The sequence below is a fragment of the Alteromonas sp. MB-3u-76 genome (assembly GCF_002831605.1).
Lineage (GTDB): Bacteria > Pseudomonadota > Gammaproteobacteria > Enterobacterales > Alteromonadaceae > Alteromonas > Alteromonas hispanica.
In genome coordinates this window covers 3,480,923-3,499,795 of the sequence record NZ_CP025115.1, presented here as the reverse complement: position 1 = coordinate 3,499,795, position 18,873 = coordinate 3,480,923, and the positions used below count along the sequence as shown (strand labels likewise).

The window sequence follows — 18,873 nt, the reverse complement described above, 5'->3', positions numbered from 1 at the left end:
GCCAAAAAGCGCACAACACATTCAATTTAAGTATTCGAGGTATTTTATGCGTATTCATTACGATGGACTGGCATTGCCAGTCTCTACGAAATTTGTTCATGAAATTGATAATCTGTTAAGAAATAACCAACAGCACAGCGAGGCGGTTACTCTTAATTTTCGAGATCCCAACTATTGTGCCAAAAGAGGGGGCTTTCATCCGGTCGAGATAAGGCTCGAACAACGCGACAACATCTGGCATATCTGCTACATCACCGATTTTGCTTACATCGGTAGTGGACCTTATGCGGAACTGACTAAAGAGCTCGACTTCGATTTCCAATCAGGTGTCTTTCAAAACCTCTTCGGTGTGTTTCCTATCGAACAGGCAAAAGACATGTATCAAATATGGGAAGGCAACTTTTTGTATTACTTGCTTGAATTAGAGGCCTTCACTGTGAGTATTTCCGAATAAACCCAGTGGCATTTCTGAAAACTGTAAACAGTTAGGGAATGATTAAACACAGTAAGGACAGGATTATGCCAAGAGGTTTTGACGATATAAAACTTTCCCGTAGACATGCAGCTTATGTTGTTTTCGAAGGTGTTAAGCCTGGGGTTTACACCACTTGGGAAGAGACGGAAGCGCAAGTAAAAGGTTATCGCAACAATAAATACAAAGGCTTTCCGAGCCTCGAAAAGGCAGGGCGTGCTTACCATCGTTATCTAAAGGAAAAGAAAACGATGTCTAAACCGAAAGCCAAACCCAAGGAACAGAAACCCATCAAACGGTCAGCCGTTATCGATGATGACCTTCCGCCTTGGGATATCGATTAGCCTAAGACGTTGCGAAGATGGGGCGGTACAGAATGATTTGTGTCGTCCCTTTTCCTTTTTGTCTCGTCATTTCAAAGACGGTCGACAGACTTGAAATAATATCAGTAACTTTTGCTGCACCATAAGTTCTTGGGTCAAAGTCAGGCTTCGCACGTTTTAGGAAGCTACCAGCTGGGCCCGCATTCACCCATCCATCGTCATTTTGATAAAGCTCCCATGCTTTAAGAAGTGCCGGTATTAACTCCTCTGCACCATTGGAAGTATTAGTTCCTGTTTGCTTGGACTTTCCTGTTTTAGGTACTTTTCCGGCTTCAAGGTTTTCCGTAAAGATAAAGTCATCACACGCATTCCTGAACGACACTGGCGTCTTCTTTTCACCCACACCAAAGACAAACTTCTCTGACTCTCTCAAACGTGACGCAAGCTTGGTAAAATCGCTATCACTGGATACCAATGCAAAAGCATCGATTTTTTCAGAATAGAGCAAATCCATCGCATCTATGATCATGGACGCGTCGGTGGAATTCTTTCCGGTGGTATAGGCAAATTGTTGAATAGGCTGGATGGCTAACTCATTGAGTGAGGTCTTCCAGTTCTTCAGGGCTTCAACAGACCAATCACCATAGGCACGCTTGATAAGCACATGACCGTGCGCGGATATCTCATCCAAAATGGCAGATAGCTTCGATAGTTGGGCGTTATCAGCATCAATAAGTACCGCTACTTTTTTATGAACATCCAAGTCTTTCATCTATTTTCCTTAAAATAACTCTTCGGTGTAACGGCATTTGGGAAAGGTAGAACAACCCAAGAAGGCGTTTCCAGCATTAGCGCCACGTTTTGCTTGTCGTTCTACAAGCTCACTACCACACCTAGGGCAGACGTTTTGTTTTACCGTTTCTACTTTTGGTTCTGTTTGCACTTCATGAATAAGAGATAGCAGTTCATTTCCGTCAATGAGAGTCACTGGTTTATCAGATGCGAAGTCTATTGCCTGTTGGGTGAATTTACCTGAACAGATGACGATAATCTTGTCTGCATTACTGGCGGTTAATACACCAAACATCTCGCGTACCACACTGACACCAACTTTTTGTGCCTTCCATTGTTTGCACTGAACGAGAGTAAGCCCTTCGCCTTTCCTCAGTTCTAGGTCAACACCACCGTCAGCACCAAAACCACCTTCGGTTACTCGATAACCTTGTCTTCGATAGGCTTCTGCCACTAGCTCTTCGAAGTTTCGCCAATGCAGTTGTCTAATGGTCTCAATACTCTTTTGCGCATCTAATTGCTTGGCTTTACGACGCGCATTAAAAAACGAAAAAGGCGCGATGAATAATATGAAAATTGCAAAATAAGGCGCAGGCATAGCGAGTGCCTTAAATACCATGTTGATAAGCTGGTTATCAGTTTCAACAGAAGGCAGTAGGTGACCCATTACAACATAGGTAATTGCTGCCGTTATCACCGAAACCCACCACGGCGCTTGGAAAAGAAGGTCAGCAAACGAAGTATTTTTTCTTGGCATAATTGAACATCCTTGTTAAATATCGAAAATATATTAACTCAGGCAATGTCTTGATTGGGTATTAATTCCAATCGTGTAGTATCGTTTAACAGTGAAATATTCATTCCTGACAGATAGGAGAGACAAACATGGACGTGTTTATCGGTATCGATGTCGCTTGTGCGAAAGGTAAATACCTGCCACTGGTGATTTGTACTCTAGAAAATGGGCGATTATTGCCGTTTCCGTTAGCCAGTTACCCAATAAAACCACCTAGAGGTTTAGGCAACGCCCGGACCTTGGATGACAAGGTTAATCAGGCATTTGCAGAAGATGTCGCCAGTTACATAGAAACGGTATGCGAGGCATTCCATTTAAACCCAATTCGAATAGGTATCGACTCACCGCTTCGGCCAAGGGATAACCATCTTAATCGTAGATTTGCAGAACAGGCGCTCGATAGGGCGGGTATTAGCTGTTACACCACACCTTCTGCCGATGACTTTATGGTGATTAAAGCAAAAGGTATTGCACATCTTGAGGCGGGTAAGCCGATACAAAACCTGCCTCATGCCCACCAAATCTTTATGCTGTTAGGTTTCGCCTTGAACGAGCGACTGAGTAAAGTTGCCGAATGTATAGAGGTCTATCCACACGCGACAGTGAAACAGTTAGGTGTCGCTGATATCCATAAAAGCAAAGGGAATCAGGCTGAGTTACAGCTGTCTGCTATGTCGCATTACACTGGTTGGCCTAAAACCGACGACGATTGGTCGCAAGCAGATAATATGTGCCTTGGACCAATGCACGATAGAGTGGATGCCTACAGTGCCGCATGGGTAGCAAGCTTGCCCGAACAGGAACGCATCTCATTTGGTGAGCCAGAAAAGGGTGATGCTATCTGGATACCAGACGTTAAGCCAATAAGCAGCACAGCTGCCAATCTACCGACAAAGCCCAACCCCATAAGGAAGACAAAACAGGCTGTTTCCAATATTGCACGTCAACAAGCTTGTCCAGCCTGTAATCAACACCTATTTAAACGCTGGCCGCTTGGGTGGGACGCGCATGCAGCACACAAGTGCACAGGATTAATAGAAGGCGAACCTGAAGCAAGAAAGAAGGAGTTTAAGCGCCGATTTATGAGCAGTTAACGATGTACCTTCTTTACAACCGTCTCAAAATAAACCACACTGGACTAAAGTATAGAAACGCAAACAGGGACGATGCTCGACTCTATCAGCTTTGCTCAAAAACAACGCCTTGCCTACATCGACTTTTGCTTGTTGTTCAAAGGTGCGATTTACCGTCAGGATTTAATTAATCGTTTTCAGGTCGGATTGTCGGCAGGCTCGCGCGATTTCAGTATTTACAAAGAGCTTGCACCGGATAACCTGTCTTACGATTCGAGAGAAAAGCGATACTTCCAGACACCGCAGTTCAAACCTGTGTTCGAACACGATGCAAGGCGTACCTTAACCAAACTCGCCAACGATATTTCTGATGGGTTTGATGCAATAGGTGATATCCATTTCCCAGTAGAAGCACCGTCCAGTCTGAATGTACCAGACATCTTTATCGTTGCTCGCCTTGTTCAGGCGATTCTCAATAACAAAGCGGTTAGCGTTATCTATACGTCACTTTCTAGCGGTTCGAATGCCAGAGAACTTGTACCGCACTCCATCGTAGACAATGGTCTACGCTGGCACGTTCGCGCCTTTGACCGAAAGAGTCAAAGCTTCCGAGACTTTGTGTTAACACGCATTAGCAAAGTAACACTAAAAGACACGCCTAATGAAGATGAAAACGCCCAAGCAGATACCGAATGGCAGCGCCTTATTCCACTTCAGCTTGTACCGCATCCCAAGAATGTTGAACATCCAACCGCGATAGAAATGGATTACGGTATGGACAATAAGCAACTTCTTATCGAGGTGCGAGCGGCAATGGCTGGATACCTGTTAAGACGATGGAATGTGGACTGCACCGAGCGCGGAACGCTAAAAGGTGCGGAATACCAACTTTGGCTACAAAACCGGTTTACGCTAAACAATGTGCAAAACTTGGCGATTGCGCCGGGATATGAAGCTAAAGAAAGAGTAAGCGGAGGCAGTAAGTGATCCTCCATTGCACCAAGAAGTTATACGCTAAACTGCCTGAGAAGGTGAAAGCTACAAAGCAACCTGCGACTGCTATAGGTATTCAGGCACAGTGGCTAAACTGGCATGCAAATCTCATCACCATTCAGCGTAGGCAATGTATCATCGCCGTGCATGATGCGACTCGCTTCACGTTGTTTATTCCATGCCTGACCAAGAAAGACTTCTCAAACCTCGACTGGCACTTTAACGATGTGTTTATTAACACCTTGCTGAAAAGCGATATGCCGCCTGAGCTCGTTAATGCCGCTGCGACGAATTACCAACCACTTACGTTCGATACAACCTGTAATCGTTCGGTACAAGGTACGATGAATCAGGTAGCTCAGGAAATTGATTATGGGTTGTATTACAAGAACACGTCGGTAGCGGATATCAGCCCGTACCGATACAGTGCAGATTTAAGCCACAGGCCTTGCGGCGTAAAAGGGCAAAAAGAATATATTTGGCCAGATAAAGAAATGGTCCAGTTCTGAGGGATCCCCACGAATTTAGCATGTAATCTTGCTCATGCAAGCTTCAGCGGTGAGTTCATCAAGCCAGCGGATCGTCTTTTTCCACTGATGCAGGGTAAATCGCATTGAGGTGTTAAAAGCTCTCAAGCCAAGAAAGTGAAAGGATAGTACGGATTTTGTTTCGGTATTTGCCTGAAAGCGTCGATGCTTGTTACTGACAACTAATAGCATGCCCAACAGTACAGCCACTAACGAAGCCAGTGTGGTAAGCAAGACCAGAACAGTAATGCGTGTCTTGGTTGTGCTGCGATTATTTTCATACCCCAGACCAAAGCGCGTGCTTTTCATATCCCGAAAGCCTTCTTCTATTTGCATGCGCTGGCGATAAATATCGATGACTTGTTTAGATAAGTGACGATGGTAGGGCAATGACGTCGCCAGTAGCCACGGATCTCTTGCGCCATCAGCATATTTCAATGAATTGGTATCCCGTTGGCGCGAGCCATTGGCATTAAACGCTCGTCGACCTTTCGCTTTCTCTTTAACCAACACCAAGGTACAGGCAAAAGGTCGTGACTTGACGATAAGCGCGTTATCAAATCGCTTGGGCCGTGTTGTAGCCTTTAGATAAAGCTCAGCGATAGATTGCCATTCATTACCGCCATCCAGCGAATATAAATGTGGCTTTCGCACACGTCCGACAATATGCCATCTCAATGCCTGCACTTCACGAAACCACGGCGATTTGTAGCCCGCATCAGTGACAATAATGGGCTGGCAGGTATCCGGTAAGAGCGTGTGCAATATCTCTAAAAAGTCTCTATGTGTAGTCGCTTTTGCACTGGCTTTTCTATCATGCACTTCCTGATAAAGGGTAATAGGCCGCCCTTTAACGACAATTGCGGCGCGAAGTAAAAAGTGCTTTTTGCACTTATCCAAATCTGACCAGTCAACGGCAATGACAGGATGTTTACAGGTACAAAATAACCGGCAAATCATTGCATAGATAAACGGTACTTCACGCTGGAGGTGACCATTAGATAACAGCCGGTCAGCCCGCTTAATACGGTGTTTCTCATAGGCATTGGAACGGATACCGCGCCCCATACTGGTCACAGTGGCCGAACCGCTCTCAATCAAGCTTCGCACACAGGCGACAACGGCCTGTTTGCGGGTTTTATGCATTTTATGGCTGACAAAAGAGACAAGATTGTTCAATATAGAGCGTGCATTCATGGTGTTTTCTGTGTTGGTTTTTTTTGGCGAAAGATCTGATCACCAAATGCCATGAATGTTCCCTAACTCTTTGACTTTATTTTACTATTCGTGGGGATAGCTCAGGGTCCAGTTACTACAAAAATTACCAAACAAAATAGCCGATAGTACAGCAAATACGACTCTGCACTAGTGGCGAACGGAATAAGAATATGGACACAAGCAATGAGTAAAACAACGAAAAAGTCACCAGCGAACAAGAAAGAAGTCGTTTTTGAAGAAGCATTATGGGATGCGGCCAATAAGCTCCGTGGAAGCGTTGAATCAGCAGAATACAAGCATATAGTGCTCAGCCTTATTTTTCTCAAATTCATCAGCGACAAATTCGAAGTGCAGCGAGAAAAGCTTAAAGCGGGAGGCATGGGCGACTATGTTGATATGGTGGAATTTTATACCAAAGACAACGTGTTTTACTTACCCGAAGAAGCTCGCTGGTCGACGATTCAAAAACAAGCCAAGCAAGACGATATCGCGGTAAAGATTGATACAGCACTGCACACCGTTGAGAAAACCAACCCATCGTTAAAAGGCGCATTACCGGATAATTACTTTTCGCGTTTATCGCTGGACGTAAGCAAGCTCGCCGCACTTATTGACACCATCAATAACATCAACACCGTTGCCAATGAATGTGACATGAGCGAGGAAGACTTAGTAGGTCGAGTTTATGAATACTTCCTTGGTAAGTTTGCCGCCAACGAAGGAAAAGGCGGTGGTGAGTTCTATACACCAAAGTCAGTAGTTAGCTTAATCAGCGATATGTTAGAGCCTTACAAAGGCAAGATATACGACCCATGTTGTGGTTCAGGCGGTATGTTCGTGCAGTCGTTGAAGTTTATCGACAGCCACAAAGGCAATCGCAAAGATATCTCCATTTACGGTCAGGAATATACCAACACCACGTATAAACTGGCGAAGATGAATTTAGCGGTTCGTGGTATCTCTGCCAATCTCGGTGACATTGCCGCTGATACATTCTTCAAAGACCAGCACCCAGACTTAAAAGCTGATTACATTATGGCGAATCCTCCGTTTAACCAGAAGCAGTGGCGTGCCGACAATGAGCTTACCGACGACCCAAGATGGGCAGGCTTTGATGTGCCACCAACAGGTAACGCTAACTACGCGTGGATCATGCATATGATATCTAAGTTGAGTGAGCACGGTACGGCAGGTTTCGTTTTAGCTAATGGTTCAATGAGTTCTAACACTAGCGGTGAAGGCGCTATTCGCCAGAAAATCATCGAAAACGACTTGGTCGATTGTATGATTGCGCTTCCCGGTCAGTTGTTTTACACCACACAAATTCCTGTTTGTTTATGGTTTATCAGCAAGAATAAGAGCGAGGACAAAGAACGAGGCTACCGCAACCGACAAGGCGAAACTCTGTTTATCGATGCCCGGGAAATGGGCAGTATGATTAGCCGTGTCCATAAAGAGCTTACCAGCGATGATATCGCCAAAATCGCCAACACCTACCATGCATGGCGACAGAGTAAGCAATCCATTGAACAGGCACTCACAGAACAACAAGACGATGCCCCGACACAAGAGCTGCTACAGGAACACAAGCAACTTGATGCATATGAAGACGTTGCAGGCTTTTGTAAGTCGGCAACCTTAGACGAAATAAAAGCTAACGATTACGTGTTAACGCCTGGTCGATATGTTGGTGCCGCAGCCATTGAGGATGACGGAGTTCCATTTGAAGTGAAAATGCGAGAGTTTAGTCAAACCTTGCTCAGGCAAATGGATGAGGCCGCTAAGCTAGATCAAGCAATTCGTCGAAACTTAGAAGGGCTGGGTTATGCAAAGTAGTTGGGTTGATACTACAGTAGGCGAGTTCTGCCCTTTCATCTACGGGAAAAGCCTACCAGCGAGAGCAAGGGACGAGAGTGGGTCGACTCCAGTTTATGGTTCAGGAGGAATCAGTGGGTATCACTCGAAAAGTCATGTAGAGCACCCAGGTGTGATTATTGGCAGAAAAGGCACGGTTGGCTCTGTCAGGTTCTGTGATGGTCCTTTTTGGCCCATTGATACCACATTTTATGTGACGAAAGAGGACAAACTTGACCTACTATTTACCTATTACTTATTGAAGTCGCTAGGTTTAGAAAAGTTAAATAGTGATAGCGCGGTACCTGGACTGAACAGAGAGGAAGCTCACAGCATCCCAATCAAAGTCCCACCTTTGGAAGTCCGCAGGAATATCGCAAAATCAATATCTTGCTACGATAATAAAATCAATCTGAATTTAGAAGTAAACCAAACTCTGGAGCAAATGGCGCAGTCGCTATTTAAAAGCTGGTTTGTAGATTTCGACCCTGTGGTGGATAACGCATTAGCGGCAGGTAACCCAATACCCGACGAACTGGCTCATCGAGTTGAAGTTCGCAAAAAAGCCCATGCGTTACCCGACTTTCAACCTTTGCCAGAACATATCCGAAACCTATTTCCTAGCGAATTTGAGCAAACAGGTGAAGTTACTTTTGGCATAGAAGGCTGGATACCCAAAGGATGGGAACACAAAAAATTCAAAGAGGTTATTGACAAGTATATAGATAATAGAGGAAAAACACCGCCGCTTAGTAAAGAGGGGTATCCACTTGTGGAAGTTAAGAACCTGCCTGCAAATAGTAACTTTCCTCTAACAAACTCAGAGAAACGGGTTGACGAAAAAACCTTTAGAAGTTGGTTTAGGCAATATGTAAGAGAAAAAGATATTTTAATATCGACTGTTGGGACAATCGGTAGAAGCTCCTTCGTTAAGGATGTCGATATAGGTGTTGCTCAGAATGTACTGGGATTGAGGTTCGGGAAATTGGCTACACCTGAATTTATGTTTTACACAATTAAAGGGCATAGATTCCAGCACGATGTCGATTCAAGATTAGTTATTACAGTGCAAGCAAGTATCAAAAGGAAGGATCTCAACACAATCGATATTCTATTACCGAATATCAGTATACAGAGCAAGTTTTCCGAAATTGTCGATGGTTATTTAACCGCTCAGTATTGTAGAGCATTACAAAACCAGACTCTGGAAGCAAATCGCGATGCATTGCTTCCCAAATTAATCTCTGGCGAAATCGAGCTAGACTCGGCAGACAAAAGTTCTGCCAATCAAGAGGCTGAATTACAGGGAGTATAGCCATGCTGAATTTCACCGAAGCGCAATTGGAAGCGGCAATTATCGAGTTACTAGAAGGGCAGGGATATCCTTATGTACCCGGTAATCAGATTGCGCGTACGCCTACCGACGTTATTATCAAAGATGACCTGCGTGCGTTTTTAGCCAAGCGGTATGCCGATGATAATATTACCAGCGGTGAAATCGACAGCATAATATGCCAGATTGAGCTTATGCCTGCCAGCGACCTATACGAAAGCAATAAAACCTTTTGTAAGTGGCTAAGTGATGGTTTCTTACTTAAACGAGAAGCAAGTAGCGAAGCAGGTAAAGCCTCACAGAAAGACTTGTATATCCAGCTTGTTGATTACGATAACGTTGTCGAGTCATTGCTACCTGAATTGCAAAACAACAAGCGAAACGCACGACGTCTTGAACAAGACCTTCAGCAAAAGGTGGCTGAGCAACACCCTGAATTTGAAACGATAGTTTCAGCCACCAAAGACAGAAATATCTATAAAATCGTTAATCAGCTTGAGATTGAAGGTGCAGAAGGTGAGCTGCGCATACCTGACGGCATTCTGTATATCAACGGCTTGCCTATCGTGGTGTTTGAATTTAAAAGCGCCATTCGTGGTGAGGAAGCAAGCATCCACGATGCTTACGTGCAGCTTACTACACGTTATCGCAGAGACATCCCACAGTTGTTTATTTACAACGCGCTATGCGTTATCAGTGATGGCGTAAATAACAAAATGGGTAGCATGTTTGCGCCGTACGACTTCTTTTATGCGTGGCGCAAGGTGACAGGCAACGAGTCAATTGAAAAAGACGGTATTAGCTCACTGCACACAATGTTGGAAGGGCTTTTTGATAAAGCACGTCTTCGCGATGTAATACGTAACTTTGTGTTTTTTCCAGACACCTCAAAACATGAAGTGAAAATTGTCTGTCGCTATCCGCAATATTACGCCGCCAGAAAGCTATACCAAAACATTAAAGACCACCGTAAGCCAATAGGCGACGGTAAAGGCGGTACTTACTTTGGGGCAACGGGATGCGGAAAAAGCTTCACCATGCAGTTTCTAACCCGCTTGTTGATGAAAAGTGTAGAATTTGAAAGTCCAACCATTGTGTTAATTACAGACAGAACAGACTTGGACGACCAGTTATCGCAACAATTTACCAATGCTAAAGGTTACATTGGCGACCAGACTGTGGAATCGGTAGAAAGCCGTTCTGATTTGCGCGCCAAACTGCAAGGTCGCAACAGCGGCGGTGTGTTCTTAACCACCATTCACAAATTCACGGAAGATACACAGCAATTAACTGAACGTAGCAATGTTATCTGTATCTCAGATGAAGCGCATCGCAGCCAGACCAACCTAGACCAAAAGCTTCGCATTGTGGAGAAAGGCCCTAATGCAGGTGTAAAGCGTACCTTCGGCTTTGCCAAGTATTTGCATGACTCGTTGCCCAATGCCACTTATGTAGGCTTTACAGGCACACCGGTAGACGCGACCTTGGATGTCTTTGGTCAGGTAGTCGACAGCTACACCATGACAGAGTCTGTTAAAGACGAGATTACCGTTCGCATTGTATATGAAGGTCGTGCCGCTAAAGTGGTATTGAACAACGCCAAATTAGAAGAGATTGAAGCCTATTATCAGCAATGCGCCGAAGACGGTAGCAACGAACACCAGATTGAGGAAAGTAAGAAAGCTTCGGCGAACATGACCTCTATTTTGGGTGATCCTGACCGTATTGAGGCTCTGGCGAAAGACTTTGTGGCGCATTACGAGCAGCGACTCTCAGAAGGCTCAACCATTAAAGGCAAAGCTATGTTCGTGTGCAGTAGCCGTGAAATCGCTTGGCAGTTCTATCAATCACTGAGGGACATAAAGCCCGAATGGTTTGAAGTATTGCAGTGCGAAGCAGGTGCTACGCTCACAGAACAGGAGAAGAAAAAGGTTAAGCCCATGGAACGGGTAAAAATGGTAATGACCCGTGGTAAGGACGATCCTAAAGTACTGTGGGATTTACTCGGCACCAAGGAAGACCGTAAAGAGCTTGATCGCCAATTCAAAAATGAAAAGTCCAATTTCAAAATCGCCATTGTGGTGGATATGTGGTTAACCGGTTTCGATGTGCCATTCCTAGACACGATTTACATCGACAAACCCATACAACGCCATAACCTGATCCAGACGATATCTCGTGTTAACCGCAAATACGAAGGCAAAGACAAGGGCTTAGTCGTTGATTACATCGGTATAAAAAGCCAGATGAATAAAGCCTTGGCCCAATATGCCAAGACAGATGAAACCAATTTTGAGGATATAGCCCAGTCTGTCGTGGTGGTGAAAGACCACCTAGACTTGCTCGCTAAGCTAACCCACGGCTTTGATGCCAGCGATTACTTCACTGGTAAACCTATTGCGCAGTTAAACTGCTTAAATAACGCCGCTGAATTCGTGCTACAAACTAAAAAGCTCGAACATCGTTTCATGGCGTTAGTTAAGCGGTTAAAAGCAGCCTACGACGTTTGCTGTGGCAGCGAAAAGCTTAACCAAAAAGAACGAGACCTGATCCACTTTTATCTTGCAGTGCGTTCCATCGTGTACAAGTTAACTAAAGGCAATGCGCCAGATACCGCGCAGATGAATGCCAAAGTACGCGAAATGATCACCGAGGCATTAAAGGCTGATGGCGTTGAAGAAATCTTTAAGCTTGGACAGGGGCAGGACGGTATCGATATCTTCGACGATGATTACCTCGCTAAGATAGAAAAGATAAAGCTGCCCAATACCAAAATACAGTTACTTCAGCAGATGTTGGCAAAAGCCTTGGGCGAGTTCAAAAAGGTCAATAAAACTAAAGCGTTTGATTTCTCAGAACGGTTTAAATCACTGGTCGAAAAATACAACGAACGCAAAGAAGAAGATGTGCTGGTGAGCAATGTACTGGAAGATTTTTCAGACGAAATCATCAACATGTACAACGACCTCAGAACCGAAATGAACTCCTTTGAAGACATGGGCATCAACTTCGAGGAAAAAGCGTTCTACGACATCCTGCTTGCCTTAGCGGCTAAATATGACTTCAACTATCCAGACGATAGATTATTGGAGCTAGCCAAGGCAGTAAAAGAAGTTGTGGACGACAAAGCCAAGTACACTGACTGGAGCCAGCGCGACGATATTAAAGCCGAGTTGAAAGTGGATTTAATCATTCTACTAGCCAAGCACGGCTACCCACCCGTTGACCGCGATGAGGTATATAAGGAAATCTTCGAGCAGGCCGAGAACTTCAAGAAGAATAGGGATAAAACATAATGGTCTCAAAACGCTTGGGAAATATCATTATGAATAGACGCTAAAACAGGAACACGATGCCTTTATTACTGCCAACAGAACTTCAATTTGCAACAGAATATGCTTTTTCCATACCTGATGATGCTTTCAGAGAATTTCAGGCGCTGATCCGTAAAATAAATCCCAATGAACGGTGTACAGAAAAACACATACTAGAAACATTTAAGAAGCACATGTCAAAGCCAGCGGAGATGGAATACGGAAAGAGTTCCAGTATCGACTGGGCGAGGGGAGACTTAGAAAGTTGTATGGAACAAGCTAGTCAGGACGGTCCAGGATTCATTGCCGCACTCTATAATGCATGTGAACAAGTTTCTCTTTTAGAGATTAATGTTCCCGCAGAGTTATACATAAACCAAATTCTGTCGAGACATGGGCTACCTTGCCATATCAACAACAGCGAGCTGATATTGGCTGGTAACGTAAAAATACCCGAATCTAATGCTTCGGCATCACAGACAGTCGTCCGTGCATTACAAGATGCAAAGACACTGTCACCAGCAAGCGCAATTGATCGTGTTCATACAGCACTTCATGCATATTTGGTTGAATTGTGTCACCAAGCTTCTATCCCCTTAGAAACAGGTGCTACGGCACAAAAAGCTTTCAAAGAACTAAAAAGTAATCACGCAGCTCTTAAACCAATCGGGAACAGACCATCAGAAGTAGCAAACGTTCTCAACAGCATGGCCGCAACAATAAATGCTTTGGGTACAATTCGAAACCACGCTAGTCTGGCTCATAATAATGAGCTACTTCTTGAGCCAGAAGCTCAAGCGATGGTCAATGCAGCAATGACTATTTTTCGTTACATCGAAGAATGTATTGCGCGCCAGAAGAAGACCTAATATCAGAATTAGAAGTCAAGCCGATTTAGTTACTGTTAACAACTACTGAAATCAAAAATGACTGCCAAGATAACATTTGGAAATAGCTCCATGTTAATACGACTTAACAGTGACTAACCCACTCGTGTACGTTGCTGTGTTCTCGCTTTAGCTCTCAGCTTAGCGGATATTTGTTGATATAGTTGTGCTTGTTCGTTTTCGTAATCTGTTATTGATATTGCTACTGCGTATGGTTCAAACTGTTTTACTAGATCGTTTGCCCATACTTGGTCTTGGCGAGTTACCACCAAAAACAGTTTTCTAGGCCTGTTGAATTGTTTGTAAGTCCATGAACTTGATTGAACTGTCCCTCTGCTCCTGTCATCTTGCGTGATGTTACGCTTTTGAGAGTCAGCTTCTGATATGCTGTCTGTGCCCTGTCTATTGTCGTTATTGAATGAATCTACAACCTGTTCCAATGACTCTGCATCTATAAGGTGGTACTTCATTTTACTAGCTACGTATTCTATACGGGTGGTTTTGACCGCTGGGCTATAAGCAAGTGTTACTGTTACTGTGCGAGTTGCCCTTCCAATGCGGAAAAAATCACTTGGCAGCGGGATTTCAAAAAATTGGTGTTTATCGTTCTCTATGCTGTCTTCTGCAATGAGAACCACATGTTCCTCAGATGATTTGAAAAGGCTTTCTTCATCCACCTCGCCGTAACCTGCAACCCTTCTCAGTTGCTTGTTATTGGTAAACGTATTGCCCAGGGTCGCTGAAATCCGTGCGTTATTTACTAATATTGCACGGATAAGGTTCGCTGACGCGTTGGGGTAGGAGTTTAATAGCCGCGCTGATAAATGAGATATATAGGGGGCTGCGAAACTTGTCCCGCAGAACTCCTTAAATATAGTGCTCGTATTGAATTGATGATTAAGAGTTACTACTCCAAGCCCTCGATGGATTTGACGGTGTTGATCATTTTCCTGCCTGATATTTACCGCAAAATTCCCGCCATGAGCTACCAGCTCAGGTTTGAACGGAGCTTTGTCATCTTGGCTACAGCGTGAAAAAGGTGAGATTTGGCCTTCATTCGCTACGTGAATTTCATTTATTTCTCCTCTTTGGCCATAGCGACGTTCATTAAAAGTAAGTGTGTGCTTTGAAATGGACCCAATTGTGAGAGAGTTCACAGCAGGAGCAGGATCGATTAACGCAGCTTTTTCATCAAAGAGGTAAGATGGGTATTCTTCTTTCCAGTCTCGGAGGTTATCCGAACCATTAAAATTGCCCGCAGAAACAATGATAATAATATCAAGGTTTCGAGCAAGCTCATCAATTGTAACCGCGATACCTGAGATATGTTTATGAAGGAAAGGTGCATTTGAGTTACCAATTGATAGGTTAAAAACTCTGCAACCGTAATTGTCATGAAAGTAAGTTATTGCATTTATTATTGAAGTTTCTATTGTCATTTCATCGAATACTGGATCACCGTTTTCATCTGCTTTTAGAATTTTCCCACTGAGCAACCATATTTCACGAGACCAGTCATTTGCGTCAATTCGCTCTTCAATATCCCCATATAAGGCCACTCCCGCTACAGCCGTGCCATGTCCGTGATCATCATCAGCGCCTACATCAGAAACAAAACTTTGAGCGTCGCCAACAGCGCCTTTTAGAAGAGGGTGATTTGAGTTCAATCCAGAATCTAGAATGCAGACTTTTGCAGAGTTCTCTGAGGGCTCTTGTATTTCAATAGGAATGTCATTGATATCAACATGAAGATGTTGGAACTGTACTCCATACCTTGGCGGAAGGTCGACTTGTCTAATATCTTTGTGATTTAACAAGAGATCTACTTGATCAGAGTTTACACTTACACGATAAAGCAGAAGGCTGTCACGATTAACGCAGTCCTTCTGTGCAATCCCTTCAGTAGTAAGCCAACTAGAAAAGTCTGATTTAATTTGAAGTCTTTCTGCGTCATTGCTTAAACCAATCGGCCACAATTCTACATCTAAATAAAATGATTCACTGTCTGGTAAACCAATATGCCGCAGCGCCCAGCTTTTCCGGTCTTCGTAACCCCAAGCATCTATTTGGTCTATGGCTAATAAGATTTGGACATATGTAACTTGCTCGCCAGCAGCGAGGCTCGATAGTTTGCTACTAAACTCATTAAGCTCTTGTTCACTCCCAAAGGCTAGGTAGATCGTGTCATCTTCCTGACCTATCAAAGATATTCCATGTTTTGAAATATCCTCCAAGTTTACCTTCTCTGCCGTTCTGAGCTTGATAACATTGCGGGTTGGGCTCCCTCCGAGCTGAGAGGACAAAGTCTCTTGAAGGGCTGTTGCTTGATTTTGAAGTACTCTGCCGTGCGCTTGCCGATCGTCTCTAGTTACGGAGCTTCCAAATCCATTTCTTCTCCGTCTCGGTGTCAGATGTACTTCTTTTGTAATTAAAAGGTGTTCGTAAGCTCCTGCCATTTAAAACTTCCTTGAATGAGATGATTATCTACTGGGCTCTATCTCAGCAGCCTGTTGCAGCATTCTGATAGACAAAAACTCTTTTTGTTTGAGAATCATTCTTTTTATAGCTCTTCTAATTATTCTCTCAATAATTGCTGGAGATTTTCCTTCAAATAATTCAAATAGCTGACGGTTTTCAATTTCGAATTCTCTACGGACACCTCTGAGTTTTAATTGTAGAAGTTCTTTAAGTTGTTTTTTGTCCAGCATTGGAAATGGGACTATTTCATCAAATCTTCGCCAAATTGCGCTATCAAGAATCTGCTCATGATTAGTTGCCGCAATAATTAAACTTTTACCTTTATAAGCATCCATCATTTGTAGTACAGCATTAACGACTCTTCTCAGTTCACCATGCTCTGAACCATCGTCTCTCTCTTTTCCTAAAGCATCGAATTCGTCAAAAAGGACTACAAGCCTGTGTTTGGAAATGAACTCAAATACTCTGCGAAGATTAGTTGCTGTCTCTCCTAGAAATGAAGAGACTAGCGAATCGAGTCTTACAATTGCTAAGGGGCGATTAAGCTCATAAGCAATTGTCTCAGCAGCTAATGTCTTACCGCACCCGGGAGGCCCATACATCAACAACTTTTCAGCCGGAATCATTCCATAGCTGCGTAATATATCCTCTCGCCGGTATTCCTCGAGGATGTTTTCAATAACTTCCATGGTATTTGGTTGGAGTATTAATTCTTCCAAAGAGCGGTTTGCTTGTCGAATGTCGACAAGTGGAACTCCAGATTCTTGGTCGTTAGGTGGTTCTGGAAGAATATTATGGACAGAATTGTTCTCATGACTCCTTTCGCCATAAAGTATTCTTTCCAAGTCATTGGCAAGCAGATTATGTTGCTTGGCCCTTTCTTCCTTGATTAGCTGTTCTGTGGCACTTCTGAAGGCACTGGGGTCACCTGCTGTCCCAGATTGAACAAGTAGTCTTAATAGTTTCCCGCTGGCCATGTCGATCTCCCAACCAATGTTCCATATATGGCTAAATTAGAGCTTTTGTTAGCTTGTAGTTTATAGTATTTCAAAAAAGTATGATTTTCATTAGTTTGACAATGTTTAATTAACTCTTTCTTCGTACTCCCTACGCTGGATTACATCCTTGTTAGTATTTTGATTTTCCATTTACGTTAACCAGCTTTTATTCCCTAGGCGTAAGTCCCTTCTGTTTCTTCCGATACGAATTGTTACCTCTCATCGTCAAAAAGTTAATTGTGAAGCTAGAGAGTAGATATGTTGGGACAGGCAATTCGAGTCGGAGAAAGCTATTAAGATTCAGGAAATTAATCGCTTCGCTGGGATACTCATAAAGCTGATTACACAAAAAAACCGACTCAAAAGTCGGTTTCAGTATCTGCTTCTAAAAGAAGAGATGGTACCAGTGGGCGGACTTGAACCGCCACGCTATCGCTAGCAACGGATTTTGAATCCGTCATGTCTACCAATTCCATCACACTGGCATTAAATTTTTCAGTCTACAAAACTCTAAACACTTTGCATGACTTTGCAAGCATTTTTTAACTTGTTTAAGTCAAAAGGTGCTTACCTTTCAATGACTTGCCTATTTTGAGTTGCTAGACGCGACCAATTTTGAATCCGTCATGTCTACCAATTTCATCACTCTGGCATCAAATTGTAATGGCTACACGCCAATGCGATGCATTATAGCGATGCAGCGCGCGCATACAACACTTTTTTACCTAAAAATGACTAACTGTTGAAAGAATGCTCAACCGTAGTCTTAGGTACACTCATTTCTCACAATAGCGGCGCCATCAGATAAGGCTTTGAGTTTAGCGCGGGCTACCTCTCTTGGCAGCGGTGCCATACCGCAGTTCGTGCAGGGATAAAGTTTATCTGCATCTACATATTTTAGTACGTTACTGAGCGTGTTGGCGACTTCATCGGCGGTTTCTACTGTGTGGTTGGCAACATCGATCGCGCCCACCATGATTTTCTTGCCTCTTAACAATTCAATAAGCTCTAGCGGTACCCTAGAGTTGTGGCACTCTAATGAAATGATGTCTATGTTTGAGCGCTGAAGCATAGGGAAAATAGATTCGTACTGTCTCCATTCGTTGCCCAGTGTCTTTTTCCATTCAGTATTCGCCTTAATGCCGTAACCATAGCAAATATGTACAGCAGTTTCGCATTTCAGCCCTTCCACAGCGCGCTCTAAAGCGGCTACGCCCCACTCATTTACATCGTCGAAAAATACATTAAATGCGGGTTCATCAAACTGAATAATATCTACACCAGCCTCTTCTAGTTCTTTCGCCTCTTGATTGAGAATCTTCGCAAACTCCCATGCCAGTTTTTCACGGCTTTTGTAGTGCGCGTCATAAAGCGTATCTACCATTGTCATAGGTCCGGGCAGGGCCCACTTGATAGGTCTGTCCGTTTGGCTACGTAGGAATTTAGCGTCTTCTACAAATACGGAATTGGGGCGAGTAACGGCATCAATTACTCTTGGTACGCTTGCGTCGTAACGATCTCGAATTCGTACAGTTTCTCTGTTTTCAAAATCAACGCCGTTTAAATGTTCAATGAAAGTGGTAACAAAATGCTGCCTTGTTTGTTCGCCATCGCACACAATATCAATTCCAGCACATTGCTGTTCGTGTAAAGATAGTTTCAAAGCATCTCGCTTGCCTTCAATAAGGGCTTCATTGTTAAGTTTCCATGGCGACCATAGCGTTTCTGGCTCTGATAGCCAGGACGGTTTTGGTAAACTTCCAGAAATTGTTGTTGGTAATAGTGTTTTCATAATCAAATCTTCACTTAATAGGG

The 18,873-nt window shown here is 43.7% G+C and carries 15 protein-coding genes and 1 tRNA gene; 9 read left to right on the top strand and 7 right to left on the bottom strand.

The window, feature by feature from the left end:
• Nucleotides 1–46: 46 nt before the first annotated feature.
• Complete coding sequence (locus tag CW735_RS15510) at nt 47–454, top strand: DUF2787 family protein (RefSeq protein ID WP_100972871.1); 408 nt, start codon at nt 47–49, stop codon at nt 452–454.
• 65 nt (nt 455–519) lie between these two features.
• Complete coding sequence (locus tag CW735_RS15505; protein ID WP_157812706.1) at nt 520–816, top strand: RNase H1/viroplasmin domain-containing protein; 297 nt, start codon at nt 520–522, stop codon at nt 814–816.
• Nucleotide 817: 1 nt separating this feature from the next.
• On the opposite strand, the gene CW735_RS15500 is transcribed toward CW735_RS15505, so the two are convergent.
• Both CW735_RS15500 and CW735_RS15495 read right to left on the bottom strand, forming a co-directional pair.
• A complete protein-coding gene (locus tag CW735_RS15500) occupies nt 818–1,567 on the bottom strand; it encodes an NYN domain-containing protein (protein ID WP_100972869.1) in 750 nt (249 codons plus the stop codon).
• Nucleotides 1,568–1,576: 9 nt separating this feature from the next.
• Complete coding sequence (locus CW735_RS15495) at nt 1,577–2,344, bottom strand: restriction endonuclease (RefSeq protein ID WP_100972868.1); 768 nt, start codon at nt 2,342–2,344, stop codon at nt 1,577–1,579.
• Between the two features lie 128 nt (nt 2,345–2,472).
• Between CW735_RS15495 and CW735_RS15490 the strand changes: the two genes are divergently transcribed.
• The 3 genes from CW735_RS15490 (at nt 2,473) to CW735_RS15480 (ending at nt 4,958) form a co-directional block, all read left to right on the top strand.
• On the top strand, nt 2,473–3,477 hold the full coding sequence (locus CW735_RS15490; protein ID WP_100972867.1) for a DUF429 domain-containing protein: 1,005 nt from the start codon (nt 2,473–2,475) through the stop codon (nt 3,475–3,477).
• A gap of 72 nt (nt 3,478–3,549) precedes the next feature.
• Nucleotides 3,550–4,443, top strand: a complete 894-nt coding sequence (locus tag CW735_RS15485; protein WP_071980531.1) for a WYL domain-containing protein — start codon at nt 3,550–3,552, stop codon at nt 4,441–4,443.
• Nucleotides 4,440–4,958: a DUF6933 domain-containing protein gene (locus CW735_RS15480; RefSeq protein ID WP_100972866.1), complete on the top strand. Its 519-nt coding sequence runs from the start codon at nt 4,440–4,442 to the stop codon at nt 4,956–4,958. Before CW735_RS15485 ends, CW735_RS15480 begins: the two co-directional genes overlap by 4 nt.
• A gap of 15 nt (nt 4,959–4,973) precedes the next feature.
• Here CW735_RS15480 and CW735_RS15475 read toward each other — a convergent pair whose 3' ends face one another.
• Entirely contained in the window at nt 4,974–6,173 is a 1,200-nt protein-coding gene (locus CW735_RS15475; protein WP_100970741.1) for an IS4 family transposase, read from the bottom strand.
• 204 nt (nt 6,174–6,377) lie between these two features.
• Between CW735_RS15475 and CW735_RS15470 the strand changes: the two genes are divergently transcribed.
• The 4 genes from CW735_RS15470 to CW735_RS15455 are packed head-to-tail and all read left to right on the top strand — an operon-like array spanning nt 6,378 to nt 13,564.
• Nucleotides 6,378–8,030, top strand: a complete 1,653-nt coding sequence (locus CW735_RS15470) for a class I SAM-dependent DNA methyltransferase (protein ID WP_100972865.1) — start codon at nt 6,378–6,380, stop codon at nt 8,028–8,030.
• Nucleotides 8,020–9,363 (top strand): restriction endonuclease subunit S, encoded by a 1,344-nt coding sequence (locus CW735_RS15465; RefSeq protein ID WP_071980528.1) that lies wholly within the window; start codon nt 8,020–8,022, stop codon nt 9,361–9,363. Before CW735_RS15470 ends, CW735_RS15465 begins: the two co-directional genes overlap by 11 nt.
• A 5-nt stretch (nt 9,364–9,368) precedes the next feature.
• Nucleotides 9,369–12,677 carry a type I restriction endonuclease subunit R gene (locus tag CW735_RS15460; protein ID WP_071981345.1) on the top strand — a complete coding sequence of 1,103 codons (3,309 nt, stop codon included), beginning with the start codon at nt 9,369–9,371 and terminating at the stop codon, nt 12,675–12,677.
• Between the two features lie 56 nt (nt 12,678–12,733).
• Entirely contained in the window at nt 12,734–13,564 is an 831-nt protein-coding gene (locus tag CW735_RS15455; protein WP_071980527.1) for an abortive infection family protein, read from the top strand.
• 113 nt (nt 13,565–13,677) lie between these two features.
• On the opposite strand, the gene CW735_RS15450 is transcribed toward CW735_RS15455, so the two are convergent.
• The 4 genes from CW735_RS15450 to CW735_RS15435 form a co-directional block, all read right to left on the bottom strand.
• Nucleotides 13,678–16,038: a S8 family peptidase gene (locus tag CW735_RS15450; RefSeq protein WP_071980526.1), complete on the bottom strand. Its 2,361-nt coding sequence runs from the start codon at nt 16,036–16,038 to the stop codon at nt 13,678–13,680.
• Nucleotides 16,039–16,062: 24 nt separating this feature from the next.
• Nucleotides 16,063–17,037 (bottom strand): AAA family ATPase, encoded by a 975-nt coding sequence (locus CW735_RS15445; protein WP_071980525.1) that lies wholly within the window; start codon nt 17,035–17,037, stop codon nt 16,063–16,065.
• A 419-nt stretch (nt 17,038–17,456) separates the two neighbouring features.
• A tRNA-Leu gene (locus tag CW735_RS15440) sits at nt 17,457–17,543 on the bottom strand.
• Nucleotides 17,544–17,824: 281 nt separating this feature from the next.
• On the bottom strand, nt 17,825–18,850 hold the full coding sequence (locus CW735_RS15435; protein WP_071980524.1) for a methionine synthase: 1,026 nt from the start codon (nt 18,848–18,850) through the stop codon (nt 17,825–17,827).
• Nucleotides 18,851–18,873: the final 23 nt, after the last annotated feature.

Coding starts and splice junctions, on each gene's coding strand:
- CW735_RS15475 (WP_100970741.1), bottom strand. CDS start 6,173: ATGAATGCACGCTCTATATTGAACAATCTTGTCTCTTTTGTCAGCCAT.
- CW735_RS15450 (WP_071980526.1), bottom strand. CDS start 16,038: ATGGCAGGAGCTTACGAACACCTTTTAATTACAAAAGAAGTACATCTG.
- CW735_RS15455 (WP_071980527.1), top strand. CDS start 12,734: ATGCCTTTATTACTGCCAACAGAACTTCAATTTGCAACAGAATATGCT.
- CW735_RS15505 (WP_157812706.1), top strand. CDS start 520: ATGCCAAGAGGTTTTGACGATATAAAACTTTCCCGTAGACATGCAGCT.
- CW735_RS15495 (WP_100972868.1), bottom strand. CDS start 2,344: ATGCCAAGAAAAAATACTTCGTTTGCTGACCTTCTTTTCCAAGCGCCG.
- CW735_RS15435 (WP_071980524.1), bottom strand. CDS start 18,850: ATGAAAACACTATTACCAACAACAATTTCTGGAAGTTTACCAAAACCG.
- CW735_RS15485 (WP_071980531.1), top strand. CDS start 3,550: ATGCTCGACTCTATCAGCTTTGCTCAAAAACAACGCCTTGCCTACATC.
- CW735_RS15490 (WP_100972867.1), top strand. CDS start 2,473: ATGGACGTGTTTATCGGTATCGATGTCGCTTGTGCGAAAGGTAAATAC.
- CW735_RS15445 (WP_071980525.1), bottom strand. CDS start 17,037: ATGGCCAGCGGGAAACTATTAAGACTACTTGTTCAATCTGGGACAGCA.
- CW735_RS15500 (WP_100972869.1), bottom strand. CDS start 1,567: ATGAAAGACTTGGATGTTCATAAAAAAGTAGCGGTACTTATTGATGCT.
- CW735_RS15465 (WP_071980528.1), top strand. CDS start 8,020: ATGCAAAGTAGTTGGGTTGATACTACAGTAGGCGAGTTCTGCCCTTTC.
- CW735_RS15470 (WP_100972865.1), top strand. CDS start 6,378: ATGAGTAAAACAACGAAAAAGTCACCAGCGAACAAGAAAGAAGTCGTT.
- CW735_RS15510 (WP_100972871.1), top strand. CDS start 47: ATGCGTATTCATTACGATGGACTGGCATTGCCAGTCTCTACGAAATTT.